This is a genomic window from Paenalicyclobacillus macrosporangiidus, from assembly GCF_900116805.1.
Classification (GTDB): Bacteria; Bacillota; Bacilli; order Alicyclobacillales; family Alicyclobacillaceae; genus Alicyclobacillus_H; species Alicyclobacillus_H macrosporangiidus.
In genome coordinates, this window is sequence record NZ_FPBV01000014.1 from 72,836 (window position 1) to 87,577 (window position 14,742).

The 14,742-nt window shown below is 67.9% G+C and carries 18 protein-coding genes; 1 reads left to right on the forward strand and 17 read right to left on the reverse strand.

Annotated features, from left to right (window positions below; genetic code table 11):
* Positions 1 to 57: 57 nt before the first annotated feature.
* From BM357_RS12260 to BM357_RS12270, 3 genes are all read right to left on the reverse strand, one after another.
* Positions 58 to 1,734, reverse strand: coding sequence for a ComEC/Rec2 family competence protein (locus BM357_RS12260; RefSeq protein ID WP_139234700.1), 1,677 nt, complete (start codon positions 1,732 to 1,734; stop codon positions 58 to 60).
* A 26-nt stretch (positions 1,735 to 1,760) separates the two neighbouring features.
* The gene (locus tag BM357_RS12265; RefSeq protein WP_074953723.1) at positions 1,761 to 2,879 is read right to left on the reverse strand and encodes a transglutaminase-like domain-containing protein; all 1,119 of its coding nucleotides are present in this window, start codon (positions 2,877 to 2,879) and stop codon (positions 1,761 to 1,763) included.
* 80 nt (positions 2,880 to 2,959) lie between these two features.
* Positions 2,960 to 3,802, reverse strand: a complete 843-nt coding sequence (locus BM357_RS12270; RefSeq protein ID WP_175511519.1) for a ComEA family DNA-binding protein — start codon at positions 3,800 to 3,802, stop codon at positions 2,960 to 2,962.
* A 161-nt stretch (positions 3,803 to 3,963) separates the two neighbouring features.
* Between BM357_RS12270 and mntR the strand changes: the two genes are divergently transcribed.
* Complete coding sequence (mntR, locus tag BM357_RS12275; protein ID WP_074953729.1) at positions 3,964 to 4,392, forward strand: transcriptional regulator MntR; 429 nt, start codon at positions 3,964 to 3,966, stop codon at positions 4,390 to 4,392.
* Positions 4,393 to 4,474: 82 nt separating this feature from the next.
* On the opposite strand, the gene rsfS is transcribed toward mntR, so the two are convergent.
* The 14 genes from rsfS to BM357_RS12345 form a co-directional block, all read right to left on the reverse strand.
* Positions 4,475 to 4,831, reverse strand: coding sequence for a ribosome silencing factor (gene rsfS, locus BM357_RS12280; RefSeq protein WP_074953732.1), 357 nt, complete (start codon positions 4,829 to 4,831; stop codon positions 4,475 to 4,477).
* Positions 4,828 to 5,451, reverse strand: coding sequence for a bis(5'-nucleosyl)-tetraphosphatase (symmetrical) YqeK (gene yqeK, locus BM357_RS12285; protein WP_074953734.1), 624 nt, complete (start codon positions 5,449 to 5,451; stop codon positions 4,828 to 4,830). The genes rsfS and yqeK overlap by 4 nt, the downstream gene beginning before the upstream one ends.
* A gap of 45 nt (positions 5,452 to 5,496) precedes the next feature.
* Positions 5,497 to 6,165, reverse strand: coding sequence for a nicotinate (nicotinamide) nucleotide adenylyltransferase (nadD, locus tag BM357_RS12290; protein ID WP_083430474.1), 669 nt, complete (start codon positions 6,163 to 6,165; stop codon positions 5,497 to 5,499).
* On the reverse strand, positions 6,084 to 6,392 hold the full coding sequence (gene yhbY, locus BM357_RS12295) for a ribosome assembly RNA-binding protein YhbY (protein WP_074953736.1): 309 nt from the start codon (positions 6,390 to 6,392) through the stop codon (positions 6,084 to 6,086). Before yhbY ends, nadD begins: the two co-directional genes overlap by 82 nt.
* A gap of 42 nt (positions 6,393 to 6,434) precedes the next feature.
* On the reverse strand, positions 6,435 to 7,295 hold the full coding sequence (gene aroE, locus BM357_RS12300) for a shikimate dehydrogenase (protein ID WP_074953738.1): 861 nt from the start codon (positions 7,293 to 7,295) through the stop codon (positions 6,435 to 6,437).
* A gap of 129 nt (positions 7,296 to 7,424) precedes the next feature.
* Positions 7,425 to 7,640 (reverse strand): hypothetical protein, encoded by a 216-nt coding sequence (locus BM357_RS12305; protein WP_074953741.1) that lies wholly within the window; start codon positions 7,638 to 7,640, stop codon positions 7,425 to 7,427.
* 87 nt (positions 7,641 to 7,727) lie between these two features.
* On the reverse strand, positions 7,728 to 8,930 hold the full coding sequence (gene yqeH / locus BM357_RS12310; RefSeq protein WP_074953744.1) for a ribosome biogenesis GTPase YqeH: 1,203 nt from the start codon (positions 8,928 to 8,930) through the stop codon (positions 7,728 to 7,730).
* Positions 8,909 to 9,484, reverse strand: coding sequence for a YqeG family HAD IIIA-type phosphatase (locus tag BM357_RS12315; protein ID WP_074953747.1), 576 nt, complete (start codon positions 9,482 to 9,484; stop codon positions 8,909 to 8,911). Before BM357_RS12315 ends, yqeH begins: the two co-directional genes overlap by 22 nt.
* Before the next feature lie 126 nt (positions 9,485 to 9,610).
* A complete protein-coding gene (gene sigK, locus BM357_RS12320) occupies positions 9,611 to 10,315 on the reverse strand; it encodes an RNA polymerase sporulation sigma factor SigK (RefSeq protein ID WP_074953749.1) in 705 nt (234 codons plus the stop codon).
* Positions 10,316 to 10,435: 120 nt separating this feature from the next.
* The gene (locus BM357_RS12325; RefSeq protein WP_083430482.1) at positions 10,436 to 11,035 is read right to left on the reverse strand and encodes a DUF1003 domain-containing protein; all 600 of its coding nucleotides are present in this window, start codon (positions 11,033 to 11,035) and stop codon (positions 10,436 to 10,438) included.
* Positions 11,036 to 11,208: 173 nt separating this feature from the next.
* Positions 11,209 to 12,789: a penicillin-binding transpeptidase domain-containing protein gene (locus BM357_RS12330; protein WP_074953751.1), complete on the reverse strand. Its 1,581-nt coding sequence runs from the start codon at positions 12,787 to 12,789 to the stop codon at positions 11,209 to 11,211.
* A 145-nt stretch (positions 12,790 to 12,934) separates the two neighbouring features.
* Positions 12,935 to 14,023 carry an endolytic transglycosylase MltG gene (mltG, locus tag BM357_RS12335; protein WP_245783978.1) on the reverse strand — a complete coding sequence of 363 codons (1,089 nt, stop codon included), beginning with the start codon at positions 14,021 to 14,023 and terminating at the stop codon, positions 12,935 to 12,937.
* Complete coding sequence (gene ruvX / locus BM357_RS12340) at positions 14,020 to 14,460, reverse strand: Holliday junction resolvase RuvX (RefSeq protein WP_074953754.1); 441 nt, start codon at positions 14,458 to 14,460, stop codon at positions 14,020 to 14,022. Before ruvX ends, mltG begins: the two co-directional genes overlap by 4 nt.
* A complete protein-coding gene (locus BM357_RS12345; RefSeq protein ID WP_074953848.1) occupies positions 14,441 to 14,692 on the reverse strand; it encodes an IreB family regulatory phosphoprotein in 252 nt (83 codons plus the stop codon). The genes ruvX and BM357_RS12345 overlap by 20 nt, the downstream gene beginning before the upstream one ends.
* Positions 14,693 to 14,742: the final 50 nt, after the last annotated feature.

Sequence of the window (14,742 nt, forward strand, 5' to 3'; positions counted from 1 at the left end):
TTACGATGTCCACTTCGCAGGGGGACATCCGGCCGCCGCCGTCCAGTTGTTCCCGCTCTACCATCCGGCCGACTTGCCTGCATCATTATACCATACGCCGCCCCGCGGCCGGTTTGGCGAGCGCCAGATTCCGCGCCGGATTCCGCGCCGCCGCCCCGCATACAGGAGTACCAGCCCGGTGTAGTAAGGGACGGCCCATCCCCAGGGCCAGGGCGGAAACCGCCACAGCGCGCCAGGCCACCCCGCGACCCAATCACACCAGGCCACCAGACCATGCACACCGAGGGCGGCAAGGGCACCACACCCTTCCGCCACCGGTCGCAGCACCGGCAACCCCTGAGCAGTCACCGCCAACGCGATGCTCCCCGCTGCCAGCGGCAGCAGGAGGGCGAGCAACGGATCCACCAGCGCGTTGGACAGGACAGCGTACGGCGTCAACTGCCCAAAGACGCAGACCGAGACCGGAAGGACGACCGCCTCCACCCAGACCGACGCACGCACGGTCGCCGTGGCCGCCACCCGGATACGCATCATCGCCCGCCGGAGCCTCCCGCCTCCGGCTGAAGAGGACGCCGAGGCGGCGCCCGCCAACGCCATGGTCACGCCCGCCGTGGCCAGGAAGGAAAGGGCACTGGACACGCCCCACAGGCTTCCCGGGGCCGCAATCCCCATCATGAGGGCGGCGGCGGCAAGGCAGGTGGACACGCGGACCGGGCGGCCGCACCATTGGGCCGCCATCCGGTACGTGGACATCGCGGCGGCCCGGACGATGGACGGGGAGAACCCGCACATGCCCGCAAACGCCCACACGCCGGTCACCCACGCCACCGGCCACCCCCAGGCCGGCATCCGCAGCCGCCGCCACAGGGGTCGCACGGCCCAGGTCGCCGCCCGTTCCAAGATCAGCACGTTGGCCCCGCTCGCGGCCAACACGTGCAGCAGTCCGGCGGCCAAGAAGGCCTGTTGGAGACCGGCAGGAAGGGACGATCCCCCGAAGACCATGCTCTGCACCAGCCCGGCCGTCCCTGCGTCCAAGCCGGCCGTGCGGCGCAGGGCGCTCGCCACGGCGTCGCCTGCCCTGGAAAATGGGCTGGACCAGGTGTTCCCGTGGCGCGGAGCGGAGGTCACCGTCCCCTCGAAACGGTACTGGGGCCGGGCCAGCGATCCCGCGGGCGTGCGAGGCGGATCGGGAAAGAGGACGCCGCGGAGGACGACGGAATCGCCCGGGTGGATGCGGGCACCGTCCGGCCCGGCCGGAAACCACACCGCTTCGACGTCGCAGGGCGTCGAGGCCCCAGGTCCGCCGATCCGCTGCAGGTGCAGCCGATACCACGGCCCCGATTTCCCCGTGGATGCCGTCTGGACCGACGCCTCGGCCGACAGGGGGCGCCCGCACCACGCATCGGCGCGCTGCGGGGCGCCGGCGCCCCGCCAGGCACCGTAACAGAACGCCAATGCCAACAGGCATCCCCACCAAGCCCCTCGGTGGATGCCCCTCCGGTGCGGGCGGACCCACCCCGCCCCGGCGGGCTGCCGACGCGCACGCGTCTGTTGGGATGGGTTCGGACGCCCTCTACCGGCCCGAATGCGTTCCACCGCCTCGTCCCACAGCCAACCTGCGCCGATACCGCCCCACACGAAGAGGGTGCCCAACCCCAGCCAAAGCGGCCAGGGCTGCGGCGCCCTCGCGTTGAGGAGATCTCCCGCGACCATGGTGAAGACCAGGGTCCACACAACCCCCTGCCACGCGGCCACCCGGATCAGCGGGTGTCCCCCTTGATGAGGACGGCCGTCTGCAGGTGGTGGCTCTGCCAAAAGCCAGGCGCGTCAAACCAGACATCTTGTTCACTGCCCCAGGTGGTATCCAACGGGATCCACCGCTGCGCCTGGCCGTCCCACACCTCGTTCCATGCGTGGGGCCCGCTTTGCCCCGCGGCACCGCCGATGCCTTCGTCGATCTTCACCGTCAACCCGCTCGCGTGGGCCAGGTTGGCGTACAACAAGGCATAGTCGGCGCACACGCCCTTGCCCGTCTGCAGGGTCTGCTCGGGAGACTGCTGATCCCATTGCCCGCGATACACGAAGTCGTCGTACTTCTGCCAGTCGTACGACACATGGTGGATCTCCCACTCGTAGATGGCCTTCGCCTTTCCGCGGTCGGTGGTCTGCCCCGCGGTGATGCGCTGGGCCAAGTCGGCGATGTCCTTCGGTACCATGACGACGCCCTGCGCCTGTCCGCCCGGGCTGGGGACGACGAACAGGTTGATGTTGTTCGCGAGCGGCTGGAGGGCACCTTCGGCCAGCACGGGCAACTCGCGCGCCACGAACGGGCGCACCCAGGGATTGTACACCCGCTCCGCCAACCAGCGGTACGGGGCAGACTCGGCGGCCTCCCTTCCGATGGCGGGGAGCGTGAAATACTGCAGCGCGAGAAACAGCAGCGCCCCGTACACGGAGATCCGCGCCACGCCGGCGGCGACGCCCAGCGCCGCGCCGAGGCCGCGCTGGTGGCCGAGTGCGGGAGGAATCCCCTGCACGAGCAAGCCCGGCAGGGGTCGCAACAGGCGCTGGATACAGGCCGCCAGCACGCCGTACAACAGCAGAAACGCGATCGCGCTGCCCGCATTGGGGGCCCTCTGCCAGGCTTGCGCCAACTCGCGCAACACGGGTGGCCACGCGGCCAGGGAGGCGCTTTTCACCCAGGCCCCGAGCCATACCGTCAGACGCCACCCCGCCCACAGGCACGCGGCGATCATCGCCACATGAAGTCCCTGGCGGACCAGGTGTCCGGTCTGGATGGCGAAGCCCCGCCGGAAACCCTGCCACACGGAACCGAGCAGCACCAGTGCCAGTCCGACGGTCACCCAGTTGAGGGTCATCGCCGCTCCCCCTTTCCCATGTTGGCTGGCGCGTTCACACGCTGCGACAACGAAACGGCTGCCGTACGCACGTCAAGTCGCTAGGACACCACGGTCACGTAAGGTGCGATCCGTTCGTACAACACCGGCCCGATGCCCGGCACCGACTGCAACTCCGTGACGGCCCGGAACCGGCCGTGCTGCTGCCGGTAGGTGAGGATGGCGTTGGCCCTGGCCGGCCCGATGCCGGGCAAGGTCTGCAGCGTCTTGAGATCGGCCGTGTTGAGGTCGATCTTGAGCCCGCCCGCGGCCGGCCCGGAACCGTCCGCACCAGAGGATTCGGCGCTCGCCGCGCGGGTCTGGTCCGCGCCGCCGGATGAGGCCGCATTCCCGCCGGCCGGGCTCGCCTGCGCTGGCACGCTCGCCCCCGAATCGGCCGATGGCACCACGACGTCCTGCCCGTCGTCCAGCGGCGCCGCCTCGTTGATCCAGCGGGCGTCCTCTGGATGAAGAAATCCTCCGGCCGCAGCGACGGCGTCCGCCACCCGGGCCCCTGACGGCAACCGGTACACTCCAGGCCGCCGCACATCGCCCTGCACGTCCACCACCACCTCACTGGCCGCGGCATCCTGGGCCACCGGCGGTGCGACCGCGGACGGCGCGGACACCGCTGAAGACGCACCGTTGGCAGAAGACGGCCGGTGAATCCACCAGCCGATGGCGATCCCGCTGAACAACGCCAAACTGCCTAGCGCCCAGACCGGCCATGCGCCGCGCGTGACGAGGGACATGCCGTATCCGTCGGCCGCCCCTGCCCACGGTGGCAGATCCGCGCCAGGGGGCTCCGCATCGTCCGCCACCGACGGCGAACGCACGTCATCGGACGCGGTGTCCTCCTCGGCCCCTGGGTGACCAGTGCCATCCGGGCGATGTTCCTCCTGCACCATGGACTCCTCCCTTCGCGCCGATCCGCTTCGCCAGCGCGGCGGGGAGTTCCTGTTCGCTACTGTACGGGCTTATGATGATTTTGACAATGGAAATCCGATCTGGCAGCCGAGCCCGAACTCCGCTAAGATAAAGGAATCAATGTGCGGAGGTTTTGCTCGTGTTGACGCCGAGCATGGAGGATTACCTGGAGAAGATCTACGAACTGATGAAGGAAAAAGGGTATGCACGCGTGTCGGACATCGCGTCCTCGCTGGACGTGCAGCCTTCATCCGTCACCAAAATGCTGCAGAAGCTGGGCGAGAACGATTACGTCACCTACGAGAAGTACCGCGGCATCGTGTTGACCTCCCGCGGCCAGAAGACCGGCAAGCGGATCAAGGAACGCCACCACATGCTGGAGGATTTTCTGCGCATGCTCGGCGTCCACGAAGACGTCATCCGCCGCGATGTCGAGGGGATTGAACACCACGTCAGTCCCAGCACGCTCGGTGCCCTGCAGGCACTGGTGCTGTATTTCAGCGAACACCCCGAACAACTGGCCGTGTTTCAGACCTATTTGGCACGCGTGGGGGAGGACGAGGCGTAACGCCGCCCGCCCCCGCGCCACGCGGGCCCCACGCGGTTCCACGGTGCCCGCCGGATCCGCCCGCGGGCCGAAACCGGCCGAATCACTGCGCCATCTCGAACGGAACCTGGCGGGCGTCGCCCCACAGCCGTTCCAGGTGGTAAAACTCCCGCTCCTCGGGCCGGAACACGTGCACCACCACATCGCCGAAGTCCAACAACACCCAGCGCGCTTCATCCATCCCCTCCGTCCCGCGGCAGGGGACCCCGAGCTGCGCCATTTTGTCCGTCACCGCCCGGGCCACCGCCTCCACCTGGGTGCCTGAGTTGGCGGAACAGATGACGAAGTAATCGGCCACCGGGGTCAGATCGTGAATGTCCAGCACGACGATGTCCTTGGCCTTCTTGTCGGCTGCCGCAGACGCGGCCTCCAGCGCGATGTGGTCCACCGAATGGGTCATTCGCGTTCCTCCCAATCCTTGGTTTCGTTCGGCGCCAACGGCGCACCGCGCCCGTCCGCGCCGAGCACCCGCCGCCAGAGATCGTTTCTCGCACGGACGGTCAATTCGAAGATCGGCGCACGTTGAGCGATGAGATACGTCAAGGTGGCGTCGAAGGACTCCGCCAGCGCCCGCTCCAAATCCTCTTCCGCCACTGTGCGCAGCCTGTCCACGCCGGGATAGCGGCGGCCGGGCTCAATGGCGTCGGCCAGGCACAGCACCATTTCCAGGCGCGTCATCCCGACCCGGCCGCTGGTGTGATAGCGGATCGCGTTCCGAATGTCCTCGTCGTCCACCCCGAACCACTCCCGGGCCAGGCCTGCGGCCACGGGGCCGTGCAGAACGGCCGGCACGTCAAAGAACGCCGGTTCCACCTCAAAACGGCGAGCGGTGTCCACCAACCGCGCCCATTCCCACTCCCGTGCCACATCGTGGATCCAGGCCGCCAAACGCGCTTTCTCCGGGTCTGCGCCGTGCCGCAAGGCCAGTCGCTCCGCCGTACGCACGACGCCCTCGGTGTGGCGAAACCGCTCCGGGCTCAATTCTCGCCGAACCCGTTCGCGGATCTCCGTTTCCTCCACGCGTCCACCTCCCGCTCGCCACCATGAAGGCGATGCGCCATTCCGTTATGCATGGATCTTATTCCAGACACGCAGGACCCGGTCGGGAACCAGGCCACAGACGGGGAGTCCGCGGGCCAACCGTTCGCGCAGGAACGTCGAGGACACGTCGAGGATCGGCATCTCCAGCCGCTCCGCCCGCAGCTCCGGCAGCCGTTCCCGGCTGGCCGCATACGTCTCGTCAAACGGCCAACCGGTGCGAACAGCGACCCAAAACGGAATCGCGCGGGCCAGTTCCTGCGCCCGTCCCCAGTTGGGCAACTGCGCCAGACTGTCCGACCCGACGAGGAACGAAAACGACACCCGCGGATGAAGCGTCTGAAGCGCCCGGACCGTGTCCACCGTGTAGGACGGCTTCGGCAGGCTCGCTTCGATGTCGCACAGGCGCAGATGCGGATACCCGTCAATCAGCGCGCGGACCATTTCGACCCGCCCCCCGTAGTCGTCCACCTGCTGATGTGCCTTGTGCGGCGGAACCGGGGCCGGAAGCCACCATACCTCGTCCGCGCCCGTCTGTTCCCAGGCCAACTGCGCCATGGTGAGGTGGCCGACGTGCGGCGGATCGAACGTGCCGCCGAACAGGACCACCCGGTTCAGGGGGGCGGCAGTTGAATCTGCGGGTTTTCCCTGCTCCGCCTGTACAGGACCACCGTCCTGCCGATGGACTGCACCCACGATGCACCCGTCTCCTCCACCAGGATGTCTCCCACCTCGTCGCGCTCGAGCGGGCTCGTGTCGAGGACCGAAACCTTGATCAGTTCCTGCGCCTCCAGAACCTCTTCGACTTGTTCAATCACGCCGGCGGTCACGCCTGCCTTTCCCACCTGTACCACCGGCCTCAGGTGATGGGCGAGCGCGCGCAACGTCCGTATCTGTTTTCCGGTCAGGGTTTGACCAGCCATGAGCTCCTCCTTCCGCGTCCCCCTTCTCCCCAGGGGCAGCGCTCAGGCGCGGGCCGCGTCCCCCTGCGGCCCGTGTCGCACCGCCTCTTCAGCGGCCGCCCGCATCACCGCACGCGGAGCGGGCGCCTCGAACCAGCGCTCATACGCCAGAGCGCCCTGTTCGACCAACATCGACAGCCCATCGACGGCCGTGGCCCCCCGGGCGGCCGCCTCCTCCAAGAAGCGGGTGCGAAGCGGCCGGTACACCGCGTCCTGAACCACCTGCCCGGCGCGGAAGCACCGGCCGTCCTCCACCGGAGCGGCGTCCGTTTCGGGCCACATGCCGATGGGCGTGGTCTGCGCCACCAGGTCCGCCTGGGCCACGCACGCATGCCGGTCGGCCCACGGGAATACCTGCACCCGCAGCCAATCGCCAAACTGGACCGCCAATGCCTCCGCACGCTCCAATCTCCGCGCAGCGACGGCCACCCGCGTACCCGGGGCGCGCAGCGCCAACGCCGTGAGCACCGCGCGGGCCGCGCCCCCGGCGCCGAGCACCGCCACCCGCTCCGGAATGCCTTCGAGGTGCGGGCGGACACTCTCCCACCAACCGTCGACATCCGTATTGTGTCCCCACAGGCGCCCGCCGGGGTCCACCCGGACCGTGTTGACGGCGCCGGCCATCCGGGCCGTGTCGGTCACCTCGTCGAGCAGCGAAAACACCGCCTGTTTGTGCGGGATGGTTACGTTGAACCCGCCCGCTCCGAGTGCCCTCAACCCTTCGACCGCCGCAGCGATGTGCGTTGGCGCCACTTCGAAGGACATGTACACCGCCGCCTGACCCGCGGCCCGGAACGCCGCGTTCATCATCGCGGGCGAAGCGGAGTGGCCCACGGGCCACCCCAGCACCCCGTACAACCGCACGCACAACCCCTCCCCGGCAACCGATGGCCAGCCTGTCCCTCATCATCGGCACTATAGCACAACCGTCGGAAATCGCAAATAAAAAAGCAGCGCCCCGCGGAAGTTCCCGTGCGCTGCAAAGCCTTGCGCTCACTTGCGAAAGTCCAGAACCGCACGCAGTTCCCCGCCCTCGATACGGAGGTGGACGTCGTGCAGACGGTAGTCCGCCAGGTCCGGGTGCTGTACCCGCGCCTGGCGCACCACGCGCTGCAACCGCCCAATCAGCCCTTCGACCGACAACGTGCAGGAAGAAGAACGTTCGCTCCACACGGGCAACACGACGTGCCTCTTCGTCTCTTCCCCCATTCGGTCACCACCCGAACCCCCATCCTCCACGGCAGCCGCCGGGAGGCCCAGGCGTTGTACTCTAGGTGTATTCGGGTGGTCCGGGGTTCATGCGTTCGGATGGCGGCGCACGGCTTGGCGGGTCACCCCGCCGATCATCCGCTCCCGCACCGTCACCTGGATCCCTTCCGGCACGAACAGCCGGCCGGCGAGATCGCGGCCGAACAGCGTGATCCAGCCGAGGCCCGCCAGCACCACGTCACATCCCTGACGCGGCACGGGCACATCCATGCGCGTCCGGCCACCGCCCCGGTGGCGGCCCGCTCCGACGACGAGCGGGCGCAGCTCGCCCAGTCGCGCGCGGCAGTCCGGGCAGGGGACCTGAAGCACTTCCTCGTACCGCTCCTCCCCGATGGTGTCGGCCCGCTCCAGCTTGGTCCGATGCACCACCAGGTCGTTGCTCACCCACACGACAATCGGTTGACGTTCCCCCGCCACGAAGTCGAAGCGGGCGAACCCCGCAATCCACAAGGTCTGCCGTGGATTGAGCTGATAGACGCGAGGGCGCAGCCGGGCCGAGGGCACCGCCCGCTTGAGGCAATCGGCGCACAGGCGGTCAATCACCCGCCCTCCGTGCATCAGACCCGGAGTGTCGACGAACGACACGGCGCGCCCAGACGGCAGCGTCCCTGCCATTTCGACCACGCCGAGGGTGGTCCCGGGCATCCGCGATTCGGTGAGCACCGGCTCGGCGCGGCCTGCGCGGATCAAGCGATTTAACAGGGTCGACTTGCCGACGTTCGCCATCCCGACGGCGTACACGCGGTCTTCCCGCCGTTCGTCCAACGCCGACAGCAGTGAGTCCATCCCGAACCCCGTCCGGCCGCTGACGAACCACACCCCGTCACAGCGGACCCCGCGCTCCTCGACCAAGCGCCGGACCCAACGGGCCAGGGCGTCGGGACGCACCTCCGCAGGCAGCAGATCCACCTTGTTGACCACGGCCCACACCGGGCTTGTCCCCACCAGTTCCGCGAGGCCCGGCACCATGGATCCACTCAGGTCGAACACGTCGAGCACGTAGAGGACCAATCCCGGATGCCGCGCGATGCCCGCCACGGCCTGCCGGTACGCATCCGGGGACACCGCCACCGGGACAAATTCGCCATAGTGCCGGATGCGAAAACACCGCCGGCACACCGGCTTGTCCCGGTCGAAGGCGCTGGCCGGTACGTATCCGGGCGCCTCCGGCATCTCCGACTGCAGCGGCGCGCCGCATCCGGCGCAGATCACGACCGATCCCTCAGCCAATCCTGTCCGCTCCTCTCTGCCTGGCCCGCCTGCCGCTCCGGCGCCCGCAGCCCGCGCCCGCGCAGACGGTTCAGCACGAACCGCTCGGCGATCCGCAGCACCTTCGTCCCCCACCACTCCCGCCGGTGGATGGGCAACACGAGGATGGTGTGGAGGCCGCACCGGTTCCCGCCGCGCACATCGGTGAACAGTTGGTCACCGACCATCACGGTCTCCTCCGGTCGCGCGTCGAACCGGCGCATGGCCTCCTGGAACGCCGCCGGTTTCGGCTTGCGGGCCGCCGCGATGTGCGGCAGGCCGGATTCCTTCGCGAAGCGCGACACACGCGGCCCGCGATTGTTCGAAACGATGCAAAACGAAAATCCCAACGCCTGCCCTCGCCGGATCCACGCCCGAAGCGCCTCGGGGACCTGCGGATCGTTCCAGGGCACGAGCGTGTTGTCCAAATCGCACAAAATGAGGCGCCGGCCCTGCCGGTGCAGACGGTCCAAGTCGATGTCGTGCACCGACGCAACGTACTCGTCCGGCATCCAGCGCTCCCAGAAACTCGGCATACCGTCTCTCCGTCCCCGCCCAAGGTATCCCCCATCACAGCGCGGCCCACCGCGGCCGCCCGACAAAACGTCCGGCAGCCGCCGCCGTGATCCCCAATGTAGCACACCGGGGCAAGGCAGGCAAAATCACGACAACCCCTTGCCGCTGCGCAGTTGGGCGTACAGTTTGTTCAGGGCCTTGCGCTCGATGCGCGACACGTACGAGCGGGAAATCCCCATCTCGGCGGCGATCTCGCGTTGCGTCCGCTCCTCCCCGTCGAGGATGCCGAACCGTTTGCATAACACCTCCCGCTCGCGCTCCGGCAACAGGGGAAGGTGCTCGAAGACCTTCTGCTTTTCCCACGACAGGTCGACCTCATGGATGACGTCGTCCGGGTCCGACCCGAGCAGGTCCGCCAACGTCATCTCGTTTCCGTCCTTGTCGACGCCGATGGGATCGTGCAGGGACGCGTCCCTGCGGTGACGCTTCGTGCTCCTCAAGTACATCAGGATCTCGTTGTGAATGCACCGGGCTGCGAACGTCGCCAGTTTGGTCCCGCGGTCCAGCGTGTAGCTCTCCACCGCCTTGATGAGGCCGATGGTGCCGATGGAGATGAGATCGTCCATCTCCTCGCCCGAGCTCTCGAATTTCTTGGCCAGGTGGGCGACCAGCCGCAGGTTGTGCTCAATCAATGTGTTGCGGGCGTTCTGGTCGCCCGCCTGCATTTTGCGGATGCACTCCGCCTCCTCCTCGGCCGAGAGCGGTTGGGGAAACGCGTGATGCTTGACATAGGAGACGAATACGGAGACGTCCTTCAAGACCAAAGCCAACAGGGTGAACAATCCGGTCATGCGCATCGCCCCCCGTCATTCGCCACTCTCCATACGTATGACAGGGGACGGAGGATTCTGCCTGTCTGGTCCGGCGTCAGGCCGCGCCCGGTGCCGGCGGCAAGTACAAAAAAACAGCGCCTATTCGGCGCTGCCGGATGCCCGCCCGGCGCGGACCGGCTGGGGGTCCGACTCCGCGTGCGCAGGCTGCTTCAGACTGAGGAGCAGGGTCTCCAACTCGTACAGTTTGCCCTCGATGCGGTGCAGGTGGCTCTGCATGTCGTCAATTTCCTGCTCCGCCTTGTAATTGATGGCGAAGTCGATGATGGATTCGTGCTTGTCGCGTGCCGCCTGGCGGTTCTGGCTCATCATGATGATGGGCGCCTGAAACGCCGCGATGAACGACAGGATGAGATTCAACAGGATGAACGGAGGCTTGTCAAAATGCCAGGTAAAACGAAGAGAATTCCAGATCATCCACAGCGCCAGAAACGCGGCGAAACTGATGATGAACACCCAACTGCCGCCGAACTTCGCGATGCGATCCGCAAGGCGGTCCGCCCACGTGGTCTTGCGCAGGTATTCCTCGTCCAGATGCGCCATGATCCGGCTCTCGTAATGGTTGACCAAACGGTCGATCCGCTTGACGTCGTCCTCATTGATGGGGATGTCGAAGCCTTCCAGGCGGACGCCGTTGTGATCGAGATCCTGCGGCTTGACGTAGTAGTTCTTCTTGCCCACGTTGATCAACTCCCCTTTCCGGGAGAGTTGACAGACCCTCATCAGGTCCGCGCGGGCGCCCTCGATGCGCACAGCCGCCCATCGCTCCCGCCGGACCCAGGCAGAGCTGTCCCTCTCCCCGTATTCAGTTCCGGACTAGGACTGTTGACAGACGAACTGTCCATCGAGTCGTTTCACTCCTTTGGGAGCCGCTTTCCGCGCCTCCAGCCCCTTACCATCATACTGTCGATCCCGCTGCTTGGCAACGGATTGATGCGGGCATCCCGCCCAAGTTCCCCGACCCGTGCCGCGCCCGCCGCTCCGATAATCCCCGCCGCTCCGGTAACCCCCACCCCTCCGGCAGCGCTTGCCGGATCAAACCGGGCACAGGCGCGCAGCAGGTCGGAGGTCAACCCGAACACCTGGCGGTGCGCCCGCGCCGACCGCTCCCCGGCGACCATGGCGCAGAAGGCGATGCGTGGCGCCGTCGCCGGGGCGAACCCGGCGATCCAGGCGTTGACGCGCCCATCCGGCCGCTCCGCGGTGCCCGTCTTCACCGCGCTCGCCACCGGGAGCCCGGCCAACGCATGGGCCGTCCCGGCGGACGATGCCACCGCCTGCCGCATGGCGTCCGCCAACCAGGCGGCGGTGTACGGGGACACCACCCGCTCGTCGTCCCCTCCCGGAAACACCGCCAGCGTCCGGCCCCCGCGCTCGGCGCCGAGCGCCAGGCGCACCGGCCGCCACCGCCCGCCTGCTGCGATGGTGCGCGCCAAATTCGCCGCCACGAGCGGCGACAGGCGTACATCCTGCTGTCCGATGGCCGTGTTGGCCATCCGCCCGTTGTCGTCTCCACCCCCGGCGAACACGCGGCCGCCCTCAGCCTCCGCCAACACACGGCCGCCGAAGCCCGTCTGCACCTGGGGCTCCGCCAAATGCAACCGCCGCCCCATCTCCTCGAAGCCCGGCCTGCCCACGCGCACCCCCACGCCGGCGAACACCGCGTCGCACGAGTCCGCCAGCGCCTCGGCCAGGGTCTGCACCCCGTGCACCCGCCAGCAGCGCATGCGCACGCCGGGGATGTCGGCCTCGCCGCGGCAGACGAACCTCGTCCCGCCGCGGAACCGAAACGATTCCAGCGCCGCGGCTGCGGTCACCAGCTTGAACACCGAGCCGGGGGTGTACGTTCGCACCGCCGTGATGCCCCCGTCCCGGCTCCGGCTCGCCACGGCGAGCGCCTCCCCGGTGGAGACGTCGAGCACGACGACCGCGCCCTCCGCCACTCCGTGCTCCGAAAGCGCTGCCTCCGCAACGCGCTGCCATGCGGGATCGAGCGTGGTCCGCACGTCCAGGCCCGGTTCGGGCGCGAGCCGGTACAGCAAGCCCTGCGGCCGCCCGCCGGCGTCCTCCAACAGTCCCACGTGCCCCGCGCGCCGGCTCGCCAGCACCCGGTCGAACCGGTGCTGCAGGCCGGATCTGCCCTGCTCCGGGACCGGGCGGTCCGGGTCCGGCCAGCGGTCCGGCAGGCCCACCGAACCAAACAACGGATCCGATCCCGTCCGCACGGGCAGCCCGTTGCGGTACAGGATGCGGCCGCGCCCATCGTCCGTCGCCACCGTCCGCAGGTGTTCCGCCTGCGCCCGCAGGCGGACACCCGGCCCCGCACGACCTGCCGGTCCCCAATCGGGGAGGACGGACAACACGAACAGCCGTCCCGTGAGGACGGCTGTCAACACACCGTGAAAAGCCATGAGCCACCACAACCGCCTGCGCACGGGTCCCCGCACCCCTCCCGATTCGCATCACCGGGAGGATGTCCCAATCTCGTGCGCGTCATGCACGCTCGCCACCATCGGCGCCCCGGCCGCCGGCGCCCTGTGCCCGGTAGCCTCCCGCCGCACGGACCCCCGAACCGGGCGCTCACGAATGTGCCTTGAGATTCGCCCGGCTGACGGCCTCATTGTGCAACTGCTGCGCGTAGGTCGTCGCGAAGAAGTGCTCGCCGCTCCCGTCGTTTTTCACGACATAGTACAGATACGACGTGTGCGCCGGATGCAGCGCCGCCTCGATAGACGCCAGACCCGGATTGGCAATCGGACCCGGTGGCAAGCCCGCATACCGGTAGGTGTTGTACGGGTTGTCCACCTGCAGGTCCTTGTCGGTCAAGACGTCCCGGTGCCCCAAAACGTACTCCACCGTCGCGTCAATTTGCAACTTCATCGGCGGCGTTTGGTGCAACCGGTTTTCAATCACGCTGGCAATCACAGCCCGTTCCTTGTCCACGCGCGCTTCCCGCTCAATCATGGAAGCCTCGGTCAAGACCTGGTGCAGCGTCTTCCCCTCCGCCTTGGCCGTGGCACGCATCTCGGGCGTCACCCGCGCGTCGAACGTCCGCAACATCTCCGCCACCACATCGTGGGCCTTCTCGCCGCGAGTGAACTGGTACGTGTCCGGGAACAGGTAGCCCTCCAGCCGCCATTGGATCTTCGCATTCGCGGGGATGGCCTTGACAAAGTCGAACGGGTAGTCGTCGTGCTGGACCGCGTCGAGGAAAGCCTGGCGGCTGCACACACCCGCCGCCTGCAGCCGGTCCGCAATCTGGGTCACCGTGAACCCCTCCGGGATGGTGACGGTGACCGTGTCCGACACCACGTCGCCGCCGACCAACTGCGCCAGCACTACCGGCAAGGGCAATCCGCGGGCGATCCGGTAGTGTCCTGCCTGAACACGCCCGGCCTGCCCGCTCCAGTGCGCGTACAGGCGGAACACACCGGCGCTTCGAATGCATCCGGCCGCCGCCAGATCATCCGCCACCTCGGCCAACGGCTCACCGGGACGGATGGTGATGTCCGCCGCCCCCGTGCCCGCCGCGGGCCTCAACGCCTGCCATACCCAGGCCCCTGCCGCTGCGGCCGCGAGGACCAGGAGACACGCTGCGGCGAGGAGGACTCGCCACAGCCAACGCCGGGACTGCGGTGCGGACGCCTGCATCGGGGTCTGTTCGTTCAATCCGTTCCTCCTCGCTTCTGCGTGTGGCTGCGCTTCCAGTCGAGATATCCCTGCAGGAGCACGGTCGCCGCAACGGCGTCAATCACTTGCTTGCGCCGCCGGCGGCTCACGTCGGCGGCGATGAGCATCCGCTCGGCCGCCACCGTCGTCAACCGCTCGTCGTACAGCACGACAGGCAATCCGGTCTCCGCCCTGAGCCGCTCGGCGAAGGCTTCACTCTGCACCGCCCGCTCACCGGCGGAGCCGTTCATGTGGCGCGGATAGCCGACGACGATCTCCTCCACGCCGTGCTCGCGCGCCATCTCCCGGATGGCCCGCGCCGCTTGGTCATCGCTCTCGCGCGCGAGGACGGTCAGGCTCTGTGCCAAAAGCCCCGTCGGATCGCTGATAGCCAGCCCAATCCGCGCCGAACCGTAGTCAACGCCCAGGGTTCTCATGCTTGTGGTGCTCCGCGTACGAGCGCACCAGCTCCTCAATCAATTCGTCGCGTTCGATGCGGCGGATGGTGTTGCGCGCGTCGAGGTGGTTGGTGATGTACGCCGGATCCCCGGAGATGAGGTATCCCGCGATTTGATAGACCGGGTTGTAGCCCTTCTCCGACAGAGCCCGGTAGGCCAACTGAAACGCCCGCTTGGCCTCCTCGTTCTCGGGTTTGGGCGAGAACCGCATGGTCTGTTCGAATTCCACGTCTGTCACCTCGCTCCACCGTGAGCTTCGCG

Excerpts from the sequence above, each read along its gene's own strand:
- yhbY (WP_074953736.1), bottom strand. The coding sequence starts at position 6,392 with ATGGCTGGTCAAACCCTGACCGGAAAACAGATACGGACGTTGCGCGCG.
- sigK (WP_074953749.1), bottom strand. The coding sequence starts at position 10,315 with ATGACCGGATTGTTCACCCTGTTGGCTTTGGTCTTGAAGGACGTCTCC.
- BM357_RS12315 (WP_074953747.1), bottom strand. The coding sequence starts at position 9,484 with ATGCCGAGTTTCTGGGAGCGCTGGATGCCGGACGAGTACGTTGCGTCG.
- BM357_RS12345 (WP_074953848.1), bottom strand. The coding sequence starts at position 14,692 with ATGCGGTTCTCGCCCAAACCCGAGAACGAGGAGGCCAAGCGGGCGTTT.
- rsfS (WP_074953732.1), bottom strand. The coding sequence starts at position 4,831 with ATGACCCATTCGGTGGACCACATCGCGCTGGAGGCCGCGTCTGCGGCA.
- BM357_RS12305 (WP_074953741.1), bottom strand. The coding sequence starts at position 7,640 with ATGGGGGAAGAGACGAAGAGGCACGTCGTGTTGCCCGTGTGGAGCGAA.
- ruvX (WP_074953754.1), bottom strand. The coding sequence starts at position 14,460 with ATGAGAACCCTGGGCGTTGACTACGGTTCGGCGCGGATTGGGCTGGCT.
- BM357_RS12265 (WP_074953723.1), bottom strand. The coding sequence starts at position 2,879 with ATGACCCTCAACTGGGTGACCGTCGGACTGGCACTGGTGCTGCTCGGT.